At 63.8% G+C, this 14386-nt stretch carries 10 protein-coding genes and 3 pseudogenes; 5 read left to right on the forward strand and 8 right to left on the reverse strand.

The window, feature by feature from the left end:
• Both IVB29_RS18205 and IVB29_RS18210 read right to left on the reverse strand, forming a co-directional pair.
• Nucleotides 1–270: pseudogene (locus tag IVB29_RS18205) on the reverse strand (hypothetical protein); the annotation flags it as partial.
• Between the two features lie 158 nt (nucleotides 271–428).
• Entirely contained in the window at nucleotides 429–692 is a 264-nt protein-coding gene (locus IVB29_RS18210) for a hypothetical protein (RefSeq protein ID WP_247504750.1), read from the reverse strand.
• Between the two features lie 98 nt (nucleotides 693–790).
• Here IVB29_RS18210 and IVB29_RS18215 point away from each other — a divergent pair.
• Together IVB29_RS18215 and IVB29_RS18220 are read left to right on the forward strand one after the other, a co-directional pair.
• Nucleotides 791–895 (forward strand): annotated as a pseudogene (locus IVB29_RS18215) (N-acetyltransferase); the annotation flags it as partial.
• 303 nt (nucleotides 896–1198) lie between these two features.
• Entirely contained in the window at nucleotides 1199–2347 is a 1149-nt protein-coding gene (locus IVB29_RS18220) for a hypothetical protein (RefSeq protein ID WP_247504751.1), read from the forward strand.
• 38 nt (nucleotides 2348–2385) lie between these two features.
• On the opposite strand, the gene IVB29_RS18225 is transcribed toward IVB29_RS18220, so the two are convergent.
• Nucleotides 2386–2871 (reverse strand): DUF417 family protein, encoded by a 486-nt coding sequence (locus IVB29_RS18225; protein WP_247505132.1) that lies wholly within the window; start codon nucleotides 2869–2871, stop codon nucleotides 2386–2388.
• A 167-nt stretch (nucleotides 2872–3038) separates the two neighbouring features.
• The gene (locus IVB29_RS18230) at nucleotides 3039–3332 is read right to left on the reverse strand and encodes a hypothetical protein (RefSeq protein WP_247505151.1); all 294 of its coding nucleotides are present in this window, start codon (nucleotides 3330–3332) and stop codon (nucleotides 3039–3041) included.
• Between IVB29_RS18230 and IVB29_RS18235 the strand changes: the two are divergent.
• Nucleotides 3256–3453, forward strand: a pseudogene (locus IVB29_RS18235) (SDR family oxidoreductase); the annotation flags it as partial. The gene IVB29_RS18230 and the pseudogene IVB29_RS18235 sit on opposite strands and share 77 nt — an antisense overlap.
• Before the next feature lie 141 nt (nucleotides 3454–3594).
• Here the strand turns inward: IVB29_RS18235 and IVB29_RS18240 are convergent.
• From IVB29_RS18240 to IVB29_RS18255, 4 genes are all read right to left on the reverse strand, one after another.
• Complete coding sequence (locus tag IVB29_RS18240) at nucleotides 3595–3828, reverse strand: hypothetical protein (RefSeq protein WP_247504752.1); 234 nt, start codon at nucleotides 3826–3828, stop codon at nucleotides 3595–3597.
• Between the two features lie 33 nt (nucleotides 3829–3861).
• Complete coding sequence (locus tag IVB29_RS18245; protein ID WP_247504753.1) at nucleotides 3862–4986, reverse strand: DUF2336 domain-containing protein; 1125 nt, start codon at nucleotides 4984–4986, stop codon at nucleotides 3862–3864.
• Between the two features lie 259 nt (nucleotides 4987–5245).
• On the reverse strand, nucleotides 5246–8893 hold the full coding sequence (locus IVB29_RS18250) for an AsmA-like C-terminal region-containing protein (protein ID WP_247504754.1): 3648 nt from the start codon (nucleotides 8891–8893) through the stop codon (nucleotides 5246–5248).
• 131 nt (nucleotides 8894–9024) lie between these two features.
• Complete coding sequence (locus IVB29_RS18255) at nucleotides 9025–10272, reverse strand: cytochrome P450 (protein WP_247504755.1); 1248 nt, start codon at nucleotides 10270–10272, stop codon at nucleotides 9025–9027.
• Nucleotides 10273–10402: 130 nt separating this feature from the next.
• On the opposite strand from IVB29_RS18255, the gene IVB29_RS18260 reads away from it, so the two are divergent.
• Both IVB29_RS18260 and IVB29_RS18265 read left to right on the forward strand, forming a co-directional pair.
• Nucleotides 10403–11014: a TetR/AcrR family transcriptional regulator gene (locus tag IVB29_RS18260; RefSeq protein WP_247504756.1), complete on the forward strand. Its 612-nt coding sequence runs from the start codon at nucleotides 10403–10405 to the stop codon at nucleotides 11012–11014.
• Nucleotides 11015–11426: 412 nt separating this feature from the next.
• Entirely contained in the window at nucleotides 11427–14381 is a 2955-nt protein-coding gene (locus IVB29_RS18265; RefSeq protein ID WP_247504757.1) for a formate dehydrogenase subunit alpha, read from the forward strand.
• The last annotated feature ends 5 nt before the right edge of the window (nucleotides 14382–14386 follow it).

Raw genomic sequence — 14386 nt, forward strand, 5'->3', positions numbered from 1 at the left:
CTGCCAGCGGTATCCGATCTGTCCGCCGGCAAGGCCTCCGGAGCGATCGGCGCAACCGCCTGCGACTGTCCCTGCGGGCGTTACGAAATCCACGCAACCATGGCTCTGCCCCCAGCCTCCATTGGCGCCAATGTAGAATCCGCTCCAGTTGTAGATCGCCACGACCGGTGCCGGCGGCGGCGCCGCCTTGACAGCCATATCGGCGGCCATGGCCGGAGCCGTCATGCTCAGCGCTGCGAAGCCGATCGCAGCGATTGAAAGCTTTCTCATCGTCTCGTCCCCTTTTTGCTTCTTCGTTCAAAAATGGGAACTTATGCTGGCTGGCGTGCATAAGTTCCGCAAACATCCAGAAGTTTATGCGGCAGGAGACTTCAAGCCCGTAACAAAATGGCAACACTCAAGCGCCATCTCTATGCACGGTAGAATGCCTACTCGGTCTTCAAAACTCCCGGCGGCGGAGCGCCCCCGTCATCACTCAGCCACGCATGGATATCCGCTCCCGAAATAAGCCGCCTGGGAAGATGGGGGTTGATCGTGCCCGCAAAGACGGCGAGGCCCTCGTCGAGCTTTGCGCGCGCGAAAAGCTTCGCTTCGTCCTCGGTCGCAAACGTCTTCGTCTCGCGCGGACTACGCAACCTCGGCAAAACACCGCGGTTTCGAACTTCAGATGTGACGTACCAGGTCGGGATCATTGGGCCCCCAACATGTCACCAGCCCCAACAGTTGCGGTTGTGGCGTGACGGTCGTCCGAGCGCTTGATTCAGATCAAGCCGGCGCGATGATGAGGGCGGCGTCGCGCCGCGTGCTGGAGAAGGCGAACGACCGGCTCGAGAAGAGCACGACGCATCACGGCGAGGACGTCGTGATCTACCGCATCCGACGGTCAGAGACCTAACGCTCGATTTGTAGGATGGATAGAACGCAAGCAATATCCATCGTGTCTCAACGCGCTCGGAAGCAGTGATGGGTTTCGCTTCGCTCTCCCCATCCTACGGACCTGCTTGCGGCAAGCGGCCCGGGCGAAGCTGGACACACCGCGCGCGTCCACGCGCCGGCCGTAGCCAACCCGAGATTTGGAATTTTCTCGCTTTGCGTGCTATGCCGCAACCTTGCATCCGGAACGCTCTTGCGGTTGCGCGTGGTCACGAGTCCGACATGGGGGAAGCAGACTGTGAGGGTGAATTGCATTCGCTTGGCCATGGCCGCAGCCGTCGTTGGCTGGGTCGGCTGGGGATCCACGGCAAGGGCCGACTGGGCAAGTTGCCAGAGCAAGCCGACGCGCTCTTGCCTGCTCGACGAGGCTCTGCGCAGCGGTGACGGGCAGTTGACAGGCAAGGAACGTCTCGATGTGATGGTTCTGACCGGCTACCGGAATCATCCGGAATACCTCGCGCCGGCGGACATCGAGGAGGCTAAGCAGCAGGTCATGGACCGGCAGGCCTCCTCGCCGGCATTACCGTGGCAGTACTTTTCGCTGGCTACGACGGGGTTGGTCGCCGCAGATCGAATCCAGGAAGCCTACGACTTGATGTCGGAACTGGATGCCAGGTGGGTTAACAGCGCTCTGGATGAGGTGATCCGGGCGCTCATCAAAGCCGGCAAGCCGGACGAGATCCCCGTCTTCGGCAGGCCGGTGTTGGCCGATCCGCGACACGTCTTCAACACAGCCGTCAAGACCCTGGCTGATCAAGGCAATATCGAGCAGGCTCTTGTCCTCACCGCCCTTCATCCGACCGGCTTGCCGGACGAGGACACATTGACGTGGCTGGGTGTCGCCTATGCCAAACGGGGCGATGGCAAGACCGCCGCTCGCTTTTACGCGCGTGCGCAAGCCAACATAGAAGGCAAAAAGGTCTACTCGGTTACGGACGACACCGCCATCGAGCTTCGCTTCAAGCAGATCGTTTTACAGGCCGTGCGCGGTGATATCGATGGAGTCCGGACAGCGTTAAAGGAATTGCCCGCGGTGTCGGGCAGGTCGGATCGAGCCGAGATGAACCGCAATGTCGGCTATCAGCAACTTGTCGGATTTCTACTGTCGCTCGAGAATCCCGCGGTCGCACTCGAGATCGCCAAATCCGGGCCGGAACCGTACAGGACGTTGAGCCTCATGACTGTCGCGCTCTGGGATGGCGAGCATGGTCGCTCCGACGAAACACGCGCGATCCTTCCCTTGCTCGGAGACAATGTCGATCCGAAGATTCGCGGAACGCTTCAGCGCGCGCTGGCCATCGCAGCGGCGAAATCCGGCGATATCAAGTCGGCCGCCGCGCTCGCATCGGAGACGAACGATTCCGTCAGGCGCCGGGCCATCATGTTCGAGCTCGCACAGAGCTTGCCGCCGTAAACCGCCGATGTTCTGGCGGCACGGCCGCACGGGATAGCTCAGCCGGTGCGCAGCCGCGCGACCGATTGCGGCAGGGAGGCGAGAAACAACACCGCACAGACACACAGCAGGACGATGTCCTTGAACAGGAATTCGCCGGTCAGATTCCACGCCATCGGATCGGTTGAAAGACTCCATGTGACCACGCCCGGCGTCGTGAAGAAGAACGACCATGTGATCGCGAAGGTCACCATGCCCATCAATGAGCCGAGCGCGGACAGGACCGGGCTGACGCTGCCTGCCGCGAGCAGCGCCGCAATCACGAATTCAGCAACACCGAGAAAATACGCCTCTCCTCGCAAGCCGAACACCGACAGCCAGGAGGTGAACGGGCTGTTGATGATGAACTGGACGATACCCTGTGCCGACTGCAACGTGAATTTCTGCATCCCGAACGATACGAATATGATCACCATGACCCAGCGGAGAATGGCGAGCGGACGATAAGAACCGCCACCGTCCTCAGCAATATTGAACCCTTTCATACGACGTCCTCTCCCGGATTGCTGATCCATTAGCGCGCAAAAATGCATTCGCTAAAGGCTGTACGAAGAGGAGGTTCGCTCGTTACCTGCATCCGCAGGTCCCGCGGATCACAGCTGCGTGCGATGCGCGTGTTCGCGTCCTGGTCGAAGCTGGTGCATGCCCTAGGCTAGCCCTCGTCCGGCCAGGCCGCCATCGCCGCCTTGGCCGCGCCTCTCAACTCCGCCGGCGTCGCGCCGTCCTTGGCCTGGATGGCCATCCCCTGGAAGACGCTGAGATAGAAACGACTCAGGGCATCGACGTCAGTCGCTGCGGACAGTTCGCCATTGGCCACCGCTGCTTCCAGCCGCGCGCGCAAACTGCCGTACATGTCGAGCCTGAGCTTTTTGGTGCAGCCGGGCTCGATCGACACCGACATGAATCCGGCGAGCGGGCAGACCGCGGAGACCTTGAAGCAATTCATGGCACTGGGCCGGTATGGCGCGACCGACGACATCGCCAATGCCGTGGCGTTCCTCGCGAGCCCGAAGGCCAAGTACATCACCGGCACGACAAAGACCGTCGATGGCGGCGCGAATGCCTGATGCATTCCTGAAGGAGCGATGACGGCGCCCTGGACTCCGTCATTGCGAGCGTAGCGAAGCAATCCAGGCTCTTCCCGCGGAGACAGTCTGGATTGCTTCGTCGCAAGCGCAAAATTTGTTTCGCTACGAAGGTAACGGTTTTTACCTGAAGTAACCCATCACCAGGTCTACATCCGCACTGCCGGCGACCGTGCCGTTCAGCTCGGCGTCGATGACGCGGCGGCAGGCTTCGATCGCGGCGTGGTCGCCGAGATCGTTGGCGGCCTCCATCACGAGCCAGGCGACGTCGACGGAAGCCTTCTCGGGAGCCGATCCGCTCGTCTCGGCGTTGAGGCTCTTGTTCTTGCGAACGGCGGTACCGAATTGAGGTAACATGGCAAATACTCCCCTCTCGCTCAGTGCGGCTGCCTAGTGCACCTGGAGCTCGGGCTGACGGCCCGTGGTGGAATCGGCACCCGCGCCGGTCTTGCGCGACTGATAGAACTTCAGAACGCTGCGTGAGGTCTCGGTGTTGAGCTTGCCGAAATCCCGCTCGTTATCGTGGAGTTCACGCGCCGTGATCAAATGATCCTTGGCGCCGAGGAACAGCAGCGACATGGTCGTGTCCCAGGAGAAATCGAGCGCCTTGCACAGCACCAGAAGGATCTCGCGGTTGCGGTCCATCATCGCGCGCTCGATCACGTCGACCGGCAGCGACGACAGCAGCGACAGGCCGATCTGCACTTCGTCGAGACGGTGCTGGCGCGCGTAGTTCGAGATCGAGTCCTGGTTGAGATTGCCCTGGCGGTACTGCGTCGTCACCACGCGCTTGGCGACGAAATAGCTGCGCGACGAGGGACCGAACTTGGATTGCAGATCGCCGGTGACATCGCTCACCGAGTTCTGGATCTGCGCCATCATCTCGGGGCGCTCGCTCTCGAGCCGGCGGCGGACGTCTTCCGACGCTTTCGAGATCAGCTGCTGGAAGACGTGGCGCGGCACGTCCTTGCGCAGGCCGAGTTGCTCGGCGAGAATCGAGTCGCCCTCGGCGCGGCGAACCATGTGCAGCAGGCCCGAACCGGAGAAGCGCGCGCCCTCGTTTTTGGCGACGGATGTCACGACCTCCTGGTCGCCACGCTTGACCAGCACGTCGGTGACGGCTTCGCCGATCGACTTGCGCTGGGCGATCGCGAGCAGGTGCGACTGGCCCTTGGTCATGGCGCTCTCGACCAGCATCTTCTCGTCGATGCGATTGGAGTCGCGCAGCACGGGGCCGGCGACGGCGATCTCGTCGTCGAGTGCGAGTTTTGCGATGACGTTGAACGGGGCGTGATCGCACGCCGACATCACGTCCGAGAGCTGCGCCCGCGCGGCGACCTCGATCTCGTCGGCGAGCTTGCCGATGACCTCGCCGAACATGCTGATCTCATCGTCGCTGTAGCGGCCGGTGATCAGAATGTCGGTCGCATGCCACAACGCCTTCGCCCGGCTCTCGTCGGTGCCGCGCGCGATTGCGTCGTCCAGATCCTGTAAAAGCGAATTCGCCCCGTTCATCTCGATCACCCCAGTTCTTGGTCGTTCCTTGGCGAGCCATCCCGCCTGTGCTGGCGCGATGTCGAATTCCTCTGGGATCGAGACTAGGGAACAAACGCGCAGATCCGGTAAAATCGGTGCAGCAGTTTTGCCGATGAAAATTCGTTCAAATGCGAAGGAATGGGTTTACCGGCGGGTAAGGAGCAAGGTGCGCTCCCTCTCCCGCTTGCGGGAGAGGTAAGAGGAGCCCGCGGCTCGATCTCTCCGAACTAACTTCGCCTCACGGATTCGACGGCGTCAGCACCAGCGGCGGCTTCGGCCTGGGCTTTGCGGGCGCAGGGCCCGGCGCGGGCCTCACCTCGATCGGCGGTGGCAGCGGGGCGAGCTGCTGGCTTGCGAGCGGCGGGCTTGTGGGGGGAGGACTTGTGAGTGAAGGACTTGGCGCTGCGGGCGCGGCCTGCGGGGCCTTTGGCGTCGGTGCGGCCTTGGGCTTGGGCGGCGGCGCGCGGCGGGGATCGCGGCCGGGCATCGGCACGTCGGTCAGCGACGGCTCCGCCGCCGGTTCGGGCGAGACCAGCGTCGGCAGCGCGGCGGTGGCGGGCGGCGGCTCGCCGCGCTCGATCGCGTCCAGCCGGCGCGTCTCACGATCGATCGTGCGCACCGCAAGCCACGACGACAGCGGCGCAAGATCGACGGTGCGGTTGAGCCTGTCGGGGGGACCTGCCGCGAACAGCTGGATCTCCGGCGGCGCGCCCGAGAGCCCGGTCATGATCGGCGTCAGGCTGGCGCGGATGTCGGCCTGGTCGGCGGGAATGTCGTAGCCGCCGGAGACGATGGCGCGGGCGTTCTTGGCCTCCAACGGCGTCGCGCCGACGCGCAACCGTCCGTCGCGGATCGTGAACGGGATCTGCGCCGAAGCGACCGCGATCGGACCTGCCGCGAGCGCGGGCTCGACCAGCTGCCGCAGCCTGTCCTCGTTGGCAATCTGGCCGCCGTCGCTGGCGCGAATGGCGATCTCGAAGGCGCGCGGATTGAGGCCGGCGATCTCGGCGGAGTCCAGCGTCACTGTACCGTTGCCGGCGAGCGCACCGGTGAGAGCTGCGACGCTGCGGCCCTGGCTGGTCAGCGCCATCTGCATCGAGGCGCGTCCCTTGGGCAACGCAAGATCGCGGTAGCGCAGCGTGGTCGCATCGACATTGGCAAGCTCGATGCGCGCATTCATCGCGACGCCATTGGCGCCGTTGCGCGCATCGAAACTCGCCGACATCTCGCCGCCACCGACGCCGCCCTTGAGGGCATCGAGCGCGAGCGATTGGCCGTCGCTCCGGATCGTGCCGCCGAAGGGACGCAGCTCGAGCCCGCCCGGCAATGTGCCGCGCAACGCCTGGAAGGCGATGCGGCCGCGCCAGCCACCGAGCAGCCCTGCGCTCAGCGGCTCGCTTGCCTCGCGTCCGGCCGCACCGATCGCCATCGCCAGCGCGGGCGCAAGGTCGAGCGTATCGAGGCCCACTTCGCCGTCGACACTCTTCTCCTGATCGAGCGTGACCGCGAGATGGCCGCGCAGATGTGAGCCAGCCGCGTTGCTGTCGAGATCGTCGAAGGTCAGGCGATTGCCGGAGAGCGTGAGGCGAGACGACAGGCTGACGCTCTGCGCTGACTTGTCTGCCGTGCCAGTGCCGAACAACGGCGCGAGGTTGGCGTTGCGCACGCGCAGATTCACGTTTGCTTTCGGCTCCGACAGTTCGACACTGCCTTGCGCGTCCGCATCGAGCCCGCCGCCGCTGAGCTTTGCGTTCAATTGCAGCGGCCGCCGCCAGGCGCCGCTTAACCGGCCGTCGAATTGCGAGGCGCCCTCGCCTGCGGCCACCATGCGATCGAGGCCGAGCAGTGCCAGCAATGCGCCGGCCTGCGGGGTGGCGACTTTCGTCTCCAGCGTGAAGTCGCTGCTCCGCAATTTCTCGATGTCGATGCCGTTGACGGCCGCGAGCGGCGTCTGCGCCGTCAGCGTCGCGGTGGCATTCAACTGTGGCGCATCGAGATCGAGCACCGCACGGGCGTCGCCGCGATCGGCATGCTCGGCGTTCTTGTCGAGGCTGAGATCGAGCTTCAGGCGTGTCGCACCGGGCAGTGATGGCAGGGCATCGAAGCGTGCGCGCACCGAGGGCGCAAACGGCTCGATCAGCGCGATCAGCTCACGCAGCGAATTCGCCGAAGATTTCAGCGCGAGCTTGCCGGTGGCTTTGGTGCGATCAAAACTGCCGCTCGCCTCGGTGGTCACGCCGCTGGTCTGGCCGAACCGCAATTGCTCCAGCGACAACGCATTCGGGCCGTAGCCGAGTTTTGCCGCAAACGGCCGCAGCTCCTGGCCGGCCGAGATGGCGCGGCCGATATCGAGCGAGAGCTTTGCCTCCTCCGGCCATTCGCCTTGCGGCCCGGCAAGCGCGCGCACAAAGCTCGCGGCGGCGTCGAGGTCGAGACGGTCGGCCTTGAGCTCGGCGTCGATCCGCGAGCCCTTGCTGGCGCCTGTCTGCACGAAGCCGATGCGGCCCTCCACCGCGCCGCCTTCGATGTCGGCTTTCAGCTTGTCGATGGCGAGATGGTTGGCGGCGATGGTGACGTCGCCGGCAAGGCGCAGCGGCCGCGTGCTGCGGCGGTTGATTTCGCTGCGGCCCTGGAGCCAGGCCACCAGCGTATCGGGATCGGAGGACTCGACACTGAGACGGCCGCTAAAACTGTCGGCGCCGGGCGCAGAGCCGTTGAGCGAGAGCTGCGTCATGCCGGGCGCACGCAGCTCGAGCCGCTGGAAGGTCCAGGATCGTCCGTCCGTCCTGAGCTCGGCCGCGATGTTCTGGAGCGGCCGTGCGCCGAGCATGATCTGGTCGGAGTTGAACTCGATCTGCGCCGGGATCGGCGCCTGCGGGATCGCCGCGAGCCCGGCGCGCAACGCCGGCAGGATACGCAGCGGCTCGGCATCGTCCTTCCCTGCCAGCTTGTCGGCATCGATCTGGCGCGCCGAGAGCACCGCGCGCAGCAGCGGCGAGGCGCCGAACCTGAGGTCGCCGACGCCGCCGAGCTTCAGCGCATTGTCTTCGACGCCGAAGCTCGCATCGATCTGGTCGAGCTTGGCGCCGGCCGGATCGGCCTTGAGTTTTGCTGTGAGCTTCCAGGGCGTCGGCCCCGCCTCGCCCGCCTTCTTCGTCGCGGGCACGGCGAGCGTCAGCGCGCCGTCGAATTTCGGCAGGCGGTTGTCGAAGGCGAGCACACCTTCGAGATCGGCCAAAACAGGACGCTCGCCGGGATCGATGTTGAGATGGAGGCGGGTGGCGCTGCCGTCGGCGCTCGGGCCGGAGGAGATTCGGAACGGGTAGCGCACCCCGGAGGTCTTGAAGCTGCCGTCGCCGCGGACCGAGCCGGCCAGCGAGCGCACGTCGCCGGAGAAGGCGATGTCGGTGAGCTCCAGCGTCGAGCGGCTGGCGGCATCATGCAGGGCGATGCGGCCGGTGAGGTTCAGCCGCTCGATCGCGAGCGAGGCGAGGTTAAAGGTGCCGCTGGCAGTGGACGGCAGATCGACCCGCCCCCTGGCGTCGAGGCCGAGATCCACCGCCATGCCGTTGACCGTGAGCTCGGTGGCGCGCCATTCGCCGCGCATCAGGGAGCTCAGGCTGAACTCGACGTCGAGCTTCTCGGCGCGGAGGCGGCCGAGATCATTGTTGCCGCCAAAGGTGACCGAACGCAGCCGCAGGGTCGGCGCCGGCAGCAGCCGCGCGTCGAGCTCACCCGCCACCCGCACCGGCACGCCAATGATCCGGCCAGCCTCCGCCTCGAACTGGGGCCTGAACTGGTTCCAGTCGATGAAGTAAGGCCCGATCAGCGCGGCCAGAAGCGCAATGATGAAGGCAATCGCCAATCCGAGCAGCGTCGTCTGCACGGGTCTCCCCTCGGCCAAACCGGCCCGGGCCAAACCTGAGGGCCTCAGGCGCGCCGGAACTTCCCCTTATATAAGGGGAAGTGTGGCGAAGTCACAGCGACTGTTGCGCGCGGAGGTTAACGCCGGTGGCCTTACCAACTGGCAGGGAGCTGCGTCAGGCCGCGCAGCACGAAAGTCGGCCGCCATTTGGGGTTCTCGACGTCGTCGATCCTCAGATCAGGCAGGCGGCGCAACAGCGTGGCAATGGCGATCTCGGCCTCGATCCGCGCCAATTGGGCCCCCAGGCAGAAATGAATGCCGCCGCCGAACGACAGCGGCCTGACGTTTTGCCGGGTGACGTCGAGCCGCTCGGGGTGATCGGGATAAACCGCGGGGTCACGGTTGGCCGAGCCGAGCAGGCAGAGCACGGTCTCGCCCTTGGGGATCTTCTTGCCGCCGAGATCCTCGATGTCCTCCAGCGCGACGCGCCCGGTCATCTGCACCGACGAATCATAGCGCAAGAATTCCTCGATCGCGCCCACCATCAGTTCCGGCCGCGCTTTCAGCAGCGCGAGCTGGTCCGGATTGCGATGGAGCGCGAGCAGGCCGTTGCCGATCAGATTGACCGTGGTCTCGTGGCCGGCGCCGAACAGCAGGATGATGTTGGCGGTCAATTCCTCGTTGGTGAGCTTGTTGCCGTCTTCCTCGGCCTGCACCAGCTGGGTGATGAGATCGTCCCCGGGATTTTTGCGGCGCAGCTCGAACAGCTGCTGAAAATACATCTGCGCCATCATGTTGCCGGCGTTTCCCTTGGCGATCTCCTCCGGCGTGAGCGGCACGGGATCGAGCAGCCGGCCGCCGTCGCGCGAGCTCTTGTAGAAGGTCTCGCGATGGTCCTCGGGGATACCGAGCATGTCGCAGATGATGGTAACGGGCAGGCGGAAGGCAAAGTCCTCGATCAGATCCATGTGGCCGCGCTCGATCACGGCATCGATGGTCTGGTCGACGATCTCCTGGATGCGCGGCCGCATGTCTTCCACGCGGCGCGCGGTGAACGCCTTCACGACAAGGCCGCGCAAACGGGTGTGATCGGGCGGATCGGACTGCAGCATCCAGTGGCTCATGCTGCGGAACACCGGCTCGTCCATGATCTTGTCGCTATAGCGGCGCTTGGAGCGCTCGACAAAATCCTTGCCGAAGCGCTTGTCGCGCATCACGAGGCTGACATCGCCATGGCGGCTGGCAACGAACTGGCCGAACGGCGTCACATGGACCGGATCGATCGCGCGCAGCCGGTCGTAGTGCGGATAGGGATCGCGGATGAAGTCCGGCGACAGCGGGTTGAACAGCGGTCCGCCGCCGGTGGGTTCAACTTGGGTGGGTTGCACTTGCTCGTTCATGGTGACCTCAAACCGGTTGCCGATGACACGAATACGCAGAGCGCAGCCCCAACGCCCGGCGTAACCATCCCTGGAATTATCAACTCGATACATTGTTGTATCGAGTTGCATTCTGCCCTAACTTGCCAGGATGTCAAGGGTGAGAACACGGCCGACCAGGGACGATACGCGTGACAAGCTGTTCGAGGCGGCCGCACGCGTGTTCGAGGCGGACGGCATCGGCGGCGCCAGCATCGAGACGATCGCGGCGGCGGCAGGCTTCACCCGCGGCGCGTTCTATTCCAACTTCAAGAGCAAGGACGAGCTGATCATCGCGATGCTGGAGGACCATGTCGACCAGTCGATCCGGCGCAACATGGACATCCTGGCGAAGCACGACAATCTCGACGATTTCATCGCCGCGCTGAAGGCAATGGACCGCACCAGGCAGGACCCGCTCGGTCGCTCGCCCCTCCTCCACATGGAGATGATCCTGTTCGTCGCACGCGCCGAGAAGCGCCGCCCGGAACTGGCAAAACGCCTGCGCGCGCGGCGCAAGCTGGTCGCCGACATCGTCGAGGCGACGTTGAAGAGCAACGGACGGAACGACAGGCTCAACCCGCCGTGGATGGCATCCATTGTGCTGGCGCTGGAAGACGGCTTTCGCCTGCACCGGCTGATCGATCCGGAGACGACGCCGGCGGACAGTTTTTTGCGCGCGATCACGGATTTGCGGCGGAGGACGGGGTTGGCGGCGGAGTAAGGTGGCTGGAAACGTGTCGCCTCACCGTTTCCAATTCGCACGACAATCTTCAGATCTGAACGAGGCTGCAGCCAGAAAGTTGCCAGCGTCAGCGGCCCTGCGGGTGAAGCAACACAGCATTGCGATTGATGTCCGGCGCCGAACTCGGATAACGTATCGACGGGCTAGCCTGAAACAGGAGTATGCTTCGTTGAAGAGTGACCCTCCGCGAAAGCTTCTTCGACGCGACCTGCTTAAGCTGACGATTGCGGGCGTCGGCGCAGTCAGTGCCGGCGTGTTGCCGCTCTCCCCGGCCTCCGCGAAGCCGGTCGACTTGAATCAAAAGCGCAAGGGTCGCTACCAAGCCGACTCACAGGAAGTTCGGAACTTCTACCGCGTCAACGGCTATCCCGCCGCTCGATAGGAGACATCCGTGCTGATCAGGAAGTCCGAGCGTCGTCCAGAGCGTGCCAAGCCTTCCGGTGCGGAGGCCGGCCAACAGTCTTCGGGTCTGGATCGACGAACTTTCCTAAAGCGCTCAGGCATCACAATAGGCGCATTGGCGGCAGTGGGTGAAATCGCGCTGCACGGCGTGCGAAAGGCCGAGGCCGGTCCACCACCGCCGGTCGGCGCACCGGTCACGATCCGGAAGAACATCTGTACGCACTGCTCGGTCGGCTGCTCGGTGATCGCCAAGGTCACCAACGGGGTATGGATCGGACAGGAGCCCGACTACGACAGCCCGATCAATCGTGGTTCGCATTGCTGTAAGGGTGCTGCAGTTCGCGACGACGTGCTGAACGAGCGGCGCCTGCGCTATCCCGTCAAGCTCGTCAACGGACAATGGACGCGCATCTCCTGGGAGAAGGCAATCGACGAGATCGGCGACAAGCTGCTCGACATTCGTCAGAAGGCCGGCCCCGACTCGGTGTACTGGCTCGGCTCCGCCAAGTTCACGAACGAAGCCGCTTATCTCAATCGCAAGCTCGCAGCGTTCTGGGGCACCAACAATTCCGACCATCAAGCGCGGATCTGTCACTCGACGACGGTCACCGGCGTAGCCAATACCTGGGGCTACGGCGCGATGACCAACAGCTACAACGACATCCGCAACGCCAAGACCATCTTGTTAATGGGCGGCAATCCCGCCGAGGCGCATCCGGTTTCCTTGCAGCATATTCTCGAAGGCAAGGAGCTCAACCGCGCCAACATGATTGTTGTCGATCCCCGGATGACGCGGACCGCTGCGCACGCGACCGAGTACGTCCGGGTTCGCCCCGGCACGCACATCGCCACGATCTACGGCATGCTGTGGCACATTTTCGAGAATGGGTGGGAAGACAAGGAATTCCTCAGCCAGCGTGTCTATGGCCTCGATGAGGTCCGAAAGGAAATTGCGAAGTGGCCTCCCAAGGAGGTCGAGCGCGTGACCGGCTTGCCCGAAGCGCAGGTCAAGCACGTCGCTCAGCTGTTCGCGACGCAGAAGCCGGCCACACTGATCTGGGCGATGGGACAAACCCAGTTCACCACCGGCACCGCGAATGTCCGCGCCAGCTGCCTGTTGCTGCTCGCCACGGGCAACATGGGGCAGCCCGGCGCGGGCGCCAACATCTTCCGCGGCCACACCAACGTGCAAGGCGCAACCGACCTCGGTCTCGATGTCACCTCGCTGCCGTTGTATTACGGTCTCGCCGAGGAGGCCTGGCGACATTGGTGCCGGGTATGGGAAATCGATTACGACTGGATGAAGTCGCGTTTCCCCGACAAGAAGCTGATGGAAACGCCGGGCATTCCGAGCACGCGCTGGTTTGACGCCACCTTGTTGCCAAAGAACCAGATCAGCCAGCCCAACCCGGTGCAGGCCATGTTCATCATGGGACATGGCGTCAATACCATAACCCGGATGCCGGAGGCCGTGAAGGGCATCGAGAAGCTCGAACTGCTGGTGGTCTGCGATCCCTATCCGACCGCGTGGTCGGTGCTGTCGGAGCGCAAGAACGGCACCTACCTGCTCCCGGCCTGTACGAGCTTCGAGATGGAGGGCTCGCGCACCAACTCCAATCGCTCACTGCAATGGGGTGAGAAAATCGTCGATCCGGTCTTCGAGGCGAAGAACGACTACGACATGATGTACATGTTCGCCCACAAATTTGGATTTGCCGACCTGATGTTCAAGAACATCAAGGTCGAGAACGGCGCGGTTTCGGCGGAGGATATCCTCCGCGAGATCAACCGCGGCGGATGGTCGACGGGATATTGCGGGCAGTCGCCGGAGCGGCTCAAGGCCCACATGAGGAACCAGCACAAGTTCGATCTGGTGACACTGCGGGCGCCGAAGGACGATCCCGAGGTTGGCGGGGAATATTACGGCCTGCCGTGGCCATGCTGGGGTACGCCGGAGTTCAAGCATCCGGGTACGCCGATCCTCTACAACACCAACCTTCCGGTGAAAGAGGGCGGGGGCACCTTTCGCGCGCGGTTCGGAGTCGAACGCGTCGTCAAGCGGAAGGTGACGGAGAACGGGCAGGAAGTGGAGCGGGAAGATCACGATAATCTTCTTGCCGAGGGCTCGTACTCCGTCGGTTCGGAGATCAAGGACGGGTATCCCGAGTTCACTCTCGGCGTGCTGAAGAAGCTCGGCTGGGACAAGGATCTCACTGCGCAAGAGCTCGAAGTGATCGCGCGCATCAATCCGGCCGATCCCGACAAGGTGTCATGGTCGACCGATCTTTCCGGCGGCATCCAGCGGGTCGCGATCGAACACGGGTGCTCGCCTTACGGAAACGCCAAGGCCCGCATGATAGCGTGGAATTTGCCCGACCCGGTTCCAGTGCATCGCGAGCCGATCTACACGCCGCGTCCCGACCTCGTCGCCGACTATCCGACCTTGCCGGACGCGAAGCAATTTCGCGTGCCCAATATCGGCTTCTCCGTGCAGAAGGCCGCAGTCGATCGCGCAATCTCCAAGCAATTCCCGCTGATTCTGAGTTCGGGCCGTTTGGTCGAATACGAAGGCGGTGGCGAGGAAACGCGGTCCAATAAATGGCTCGCGGAACTCAAGCAGCATATGTACGTCGAGATCAATCCGGCGGACGCGGCCGAGCGCGGCGTCGTCGATGGCGGCTGGGTTTGGGTGACAGGTGCAGAGAACGGCTCACGCGCCAGGATGAAGGCGCAGGTGACCGAACGCGTCGGCAAGGGCGTTGCATGGATGCCATTCCATTTCGCCGGTTGGTACGAGGGAGCCGATCTCCGGGCGAAATATCCGGCGGGTGCCGATCCGATCGTGCTCGGTGAGAGCGTCAATACGCTGACGACCTATGGCTATGATCCTGCCACCGGCATGCAGGAGCCGAAAGCCACGCTTTGTCAGATCAGAGCCGCATGAGAGGT

Origin of the sequence: Bradyrhizobium sp. 1 (assembly GCF_023073315.1) — a bacterium.
Taxonomy (GTDB): domain Bacteria; phylum Pseudomonadota; class Alphaproteobacteria; order Rhizobiales; family Xanthobacteraceae; genus Bradyrhizobium.

What these genes read in the sequence shown, in the direction of transcription:
- IVB29_RS18210 (WP_247504750.1), bottom strand. Translation starts at nt 692, where the DNA reads ATGATCCCGACCTGGTACGTCACATCTGAAGTTCGAAACCGCGGTGTT.
- IVB29_RS18220 (WP_247504751.1), top strand. Translation starts at nt 1,199, where the DNA reads ATGGCCGCAGCCGTCGTTGGCTGGGTCGGCTGGGGATCCACGGCAAGG.
- IVB29_RS18225 (WP_247505132.1), bottom strand. Translation starts at nt 2,871, where the DNA reads ATGAAAGGGTTCAATATTGCTGAGGACGGTGGCGGTTCTTATCGTCCG.
- IVB29_RS18230 (WP_247505151.1), bottom strand. Translation starts at nt 3,332, where the DNA reads ATGAATTGCTTCAAGGTCTCCGCGGTCTGCCCGCTCGCCGGATTCATG.
- IVB29_RS18240 (WP_247504752.1), bottom strand. Translation starts at nt 3,828, where the DNA reads ATGTTACCTCAATTCGGTACCGCCGTTCGCAAGAACAAGAGCCTCAAC.
- IVB29_RS18245 (WP_247504753.1), bottom strand. Translation starts at nt 4,986, where the DNA reads ATGAACGGGGCGAATTCGCTTTTACAGGATCTGGACGACGCAATCGCG.
- IVB29_RS18255 (WP_247504755.1), bottom strand. Translation starts at nt 10,272, where the DNA reads ATGAACGAGCAAGTGCAACCCACCCAAGTTGAACCCACCGGCGGCGGA.
- IVB29_RS18260 (WP_247504756.1), top strand. Translation starts at nt 10,403, where the DNA reads ATGTCAAGGGTGAGAACACGGCCGACCAGGGACGATACGCGTGACAAG.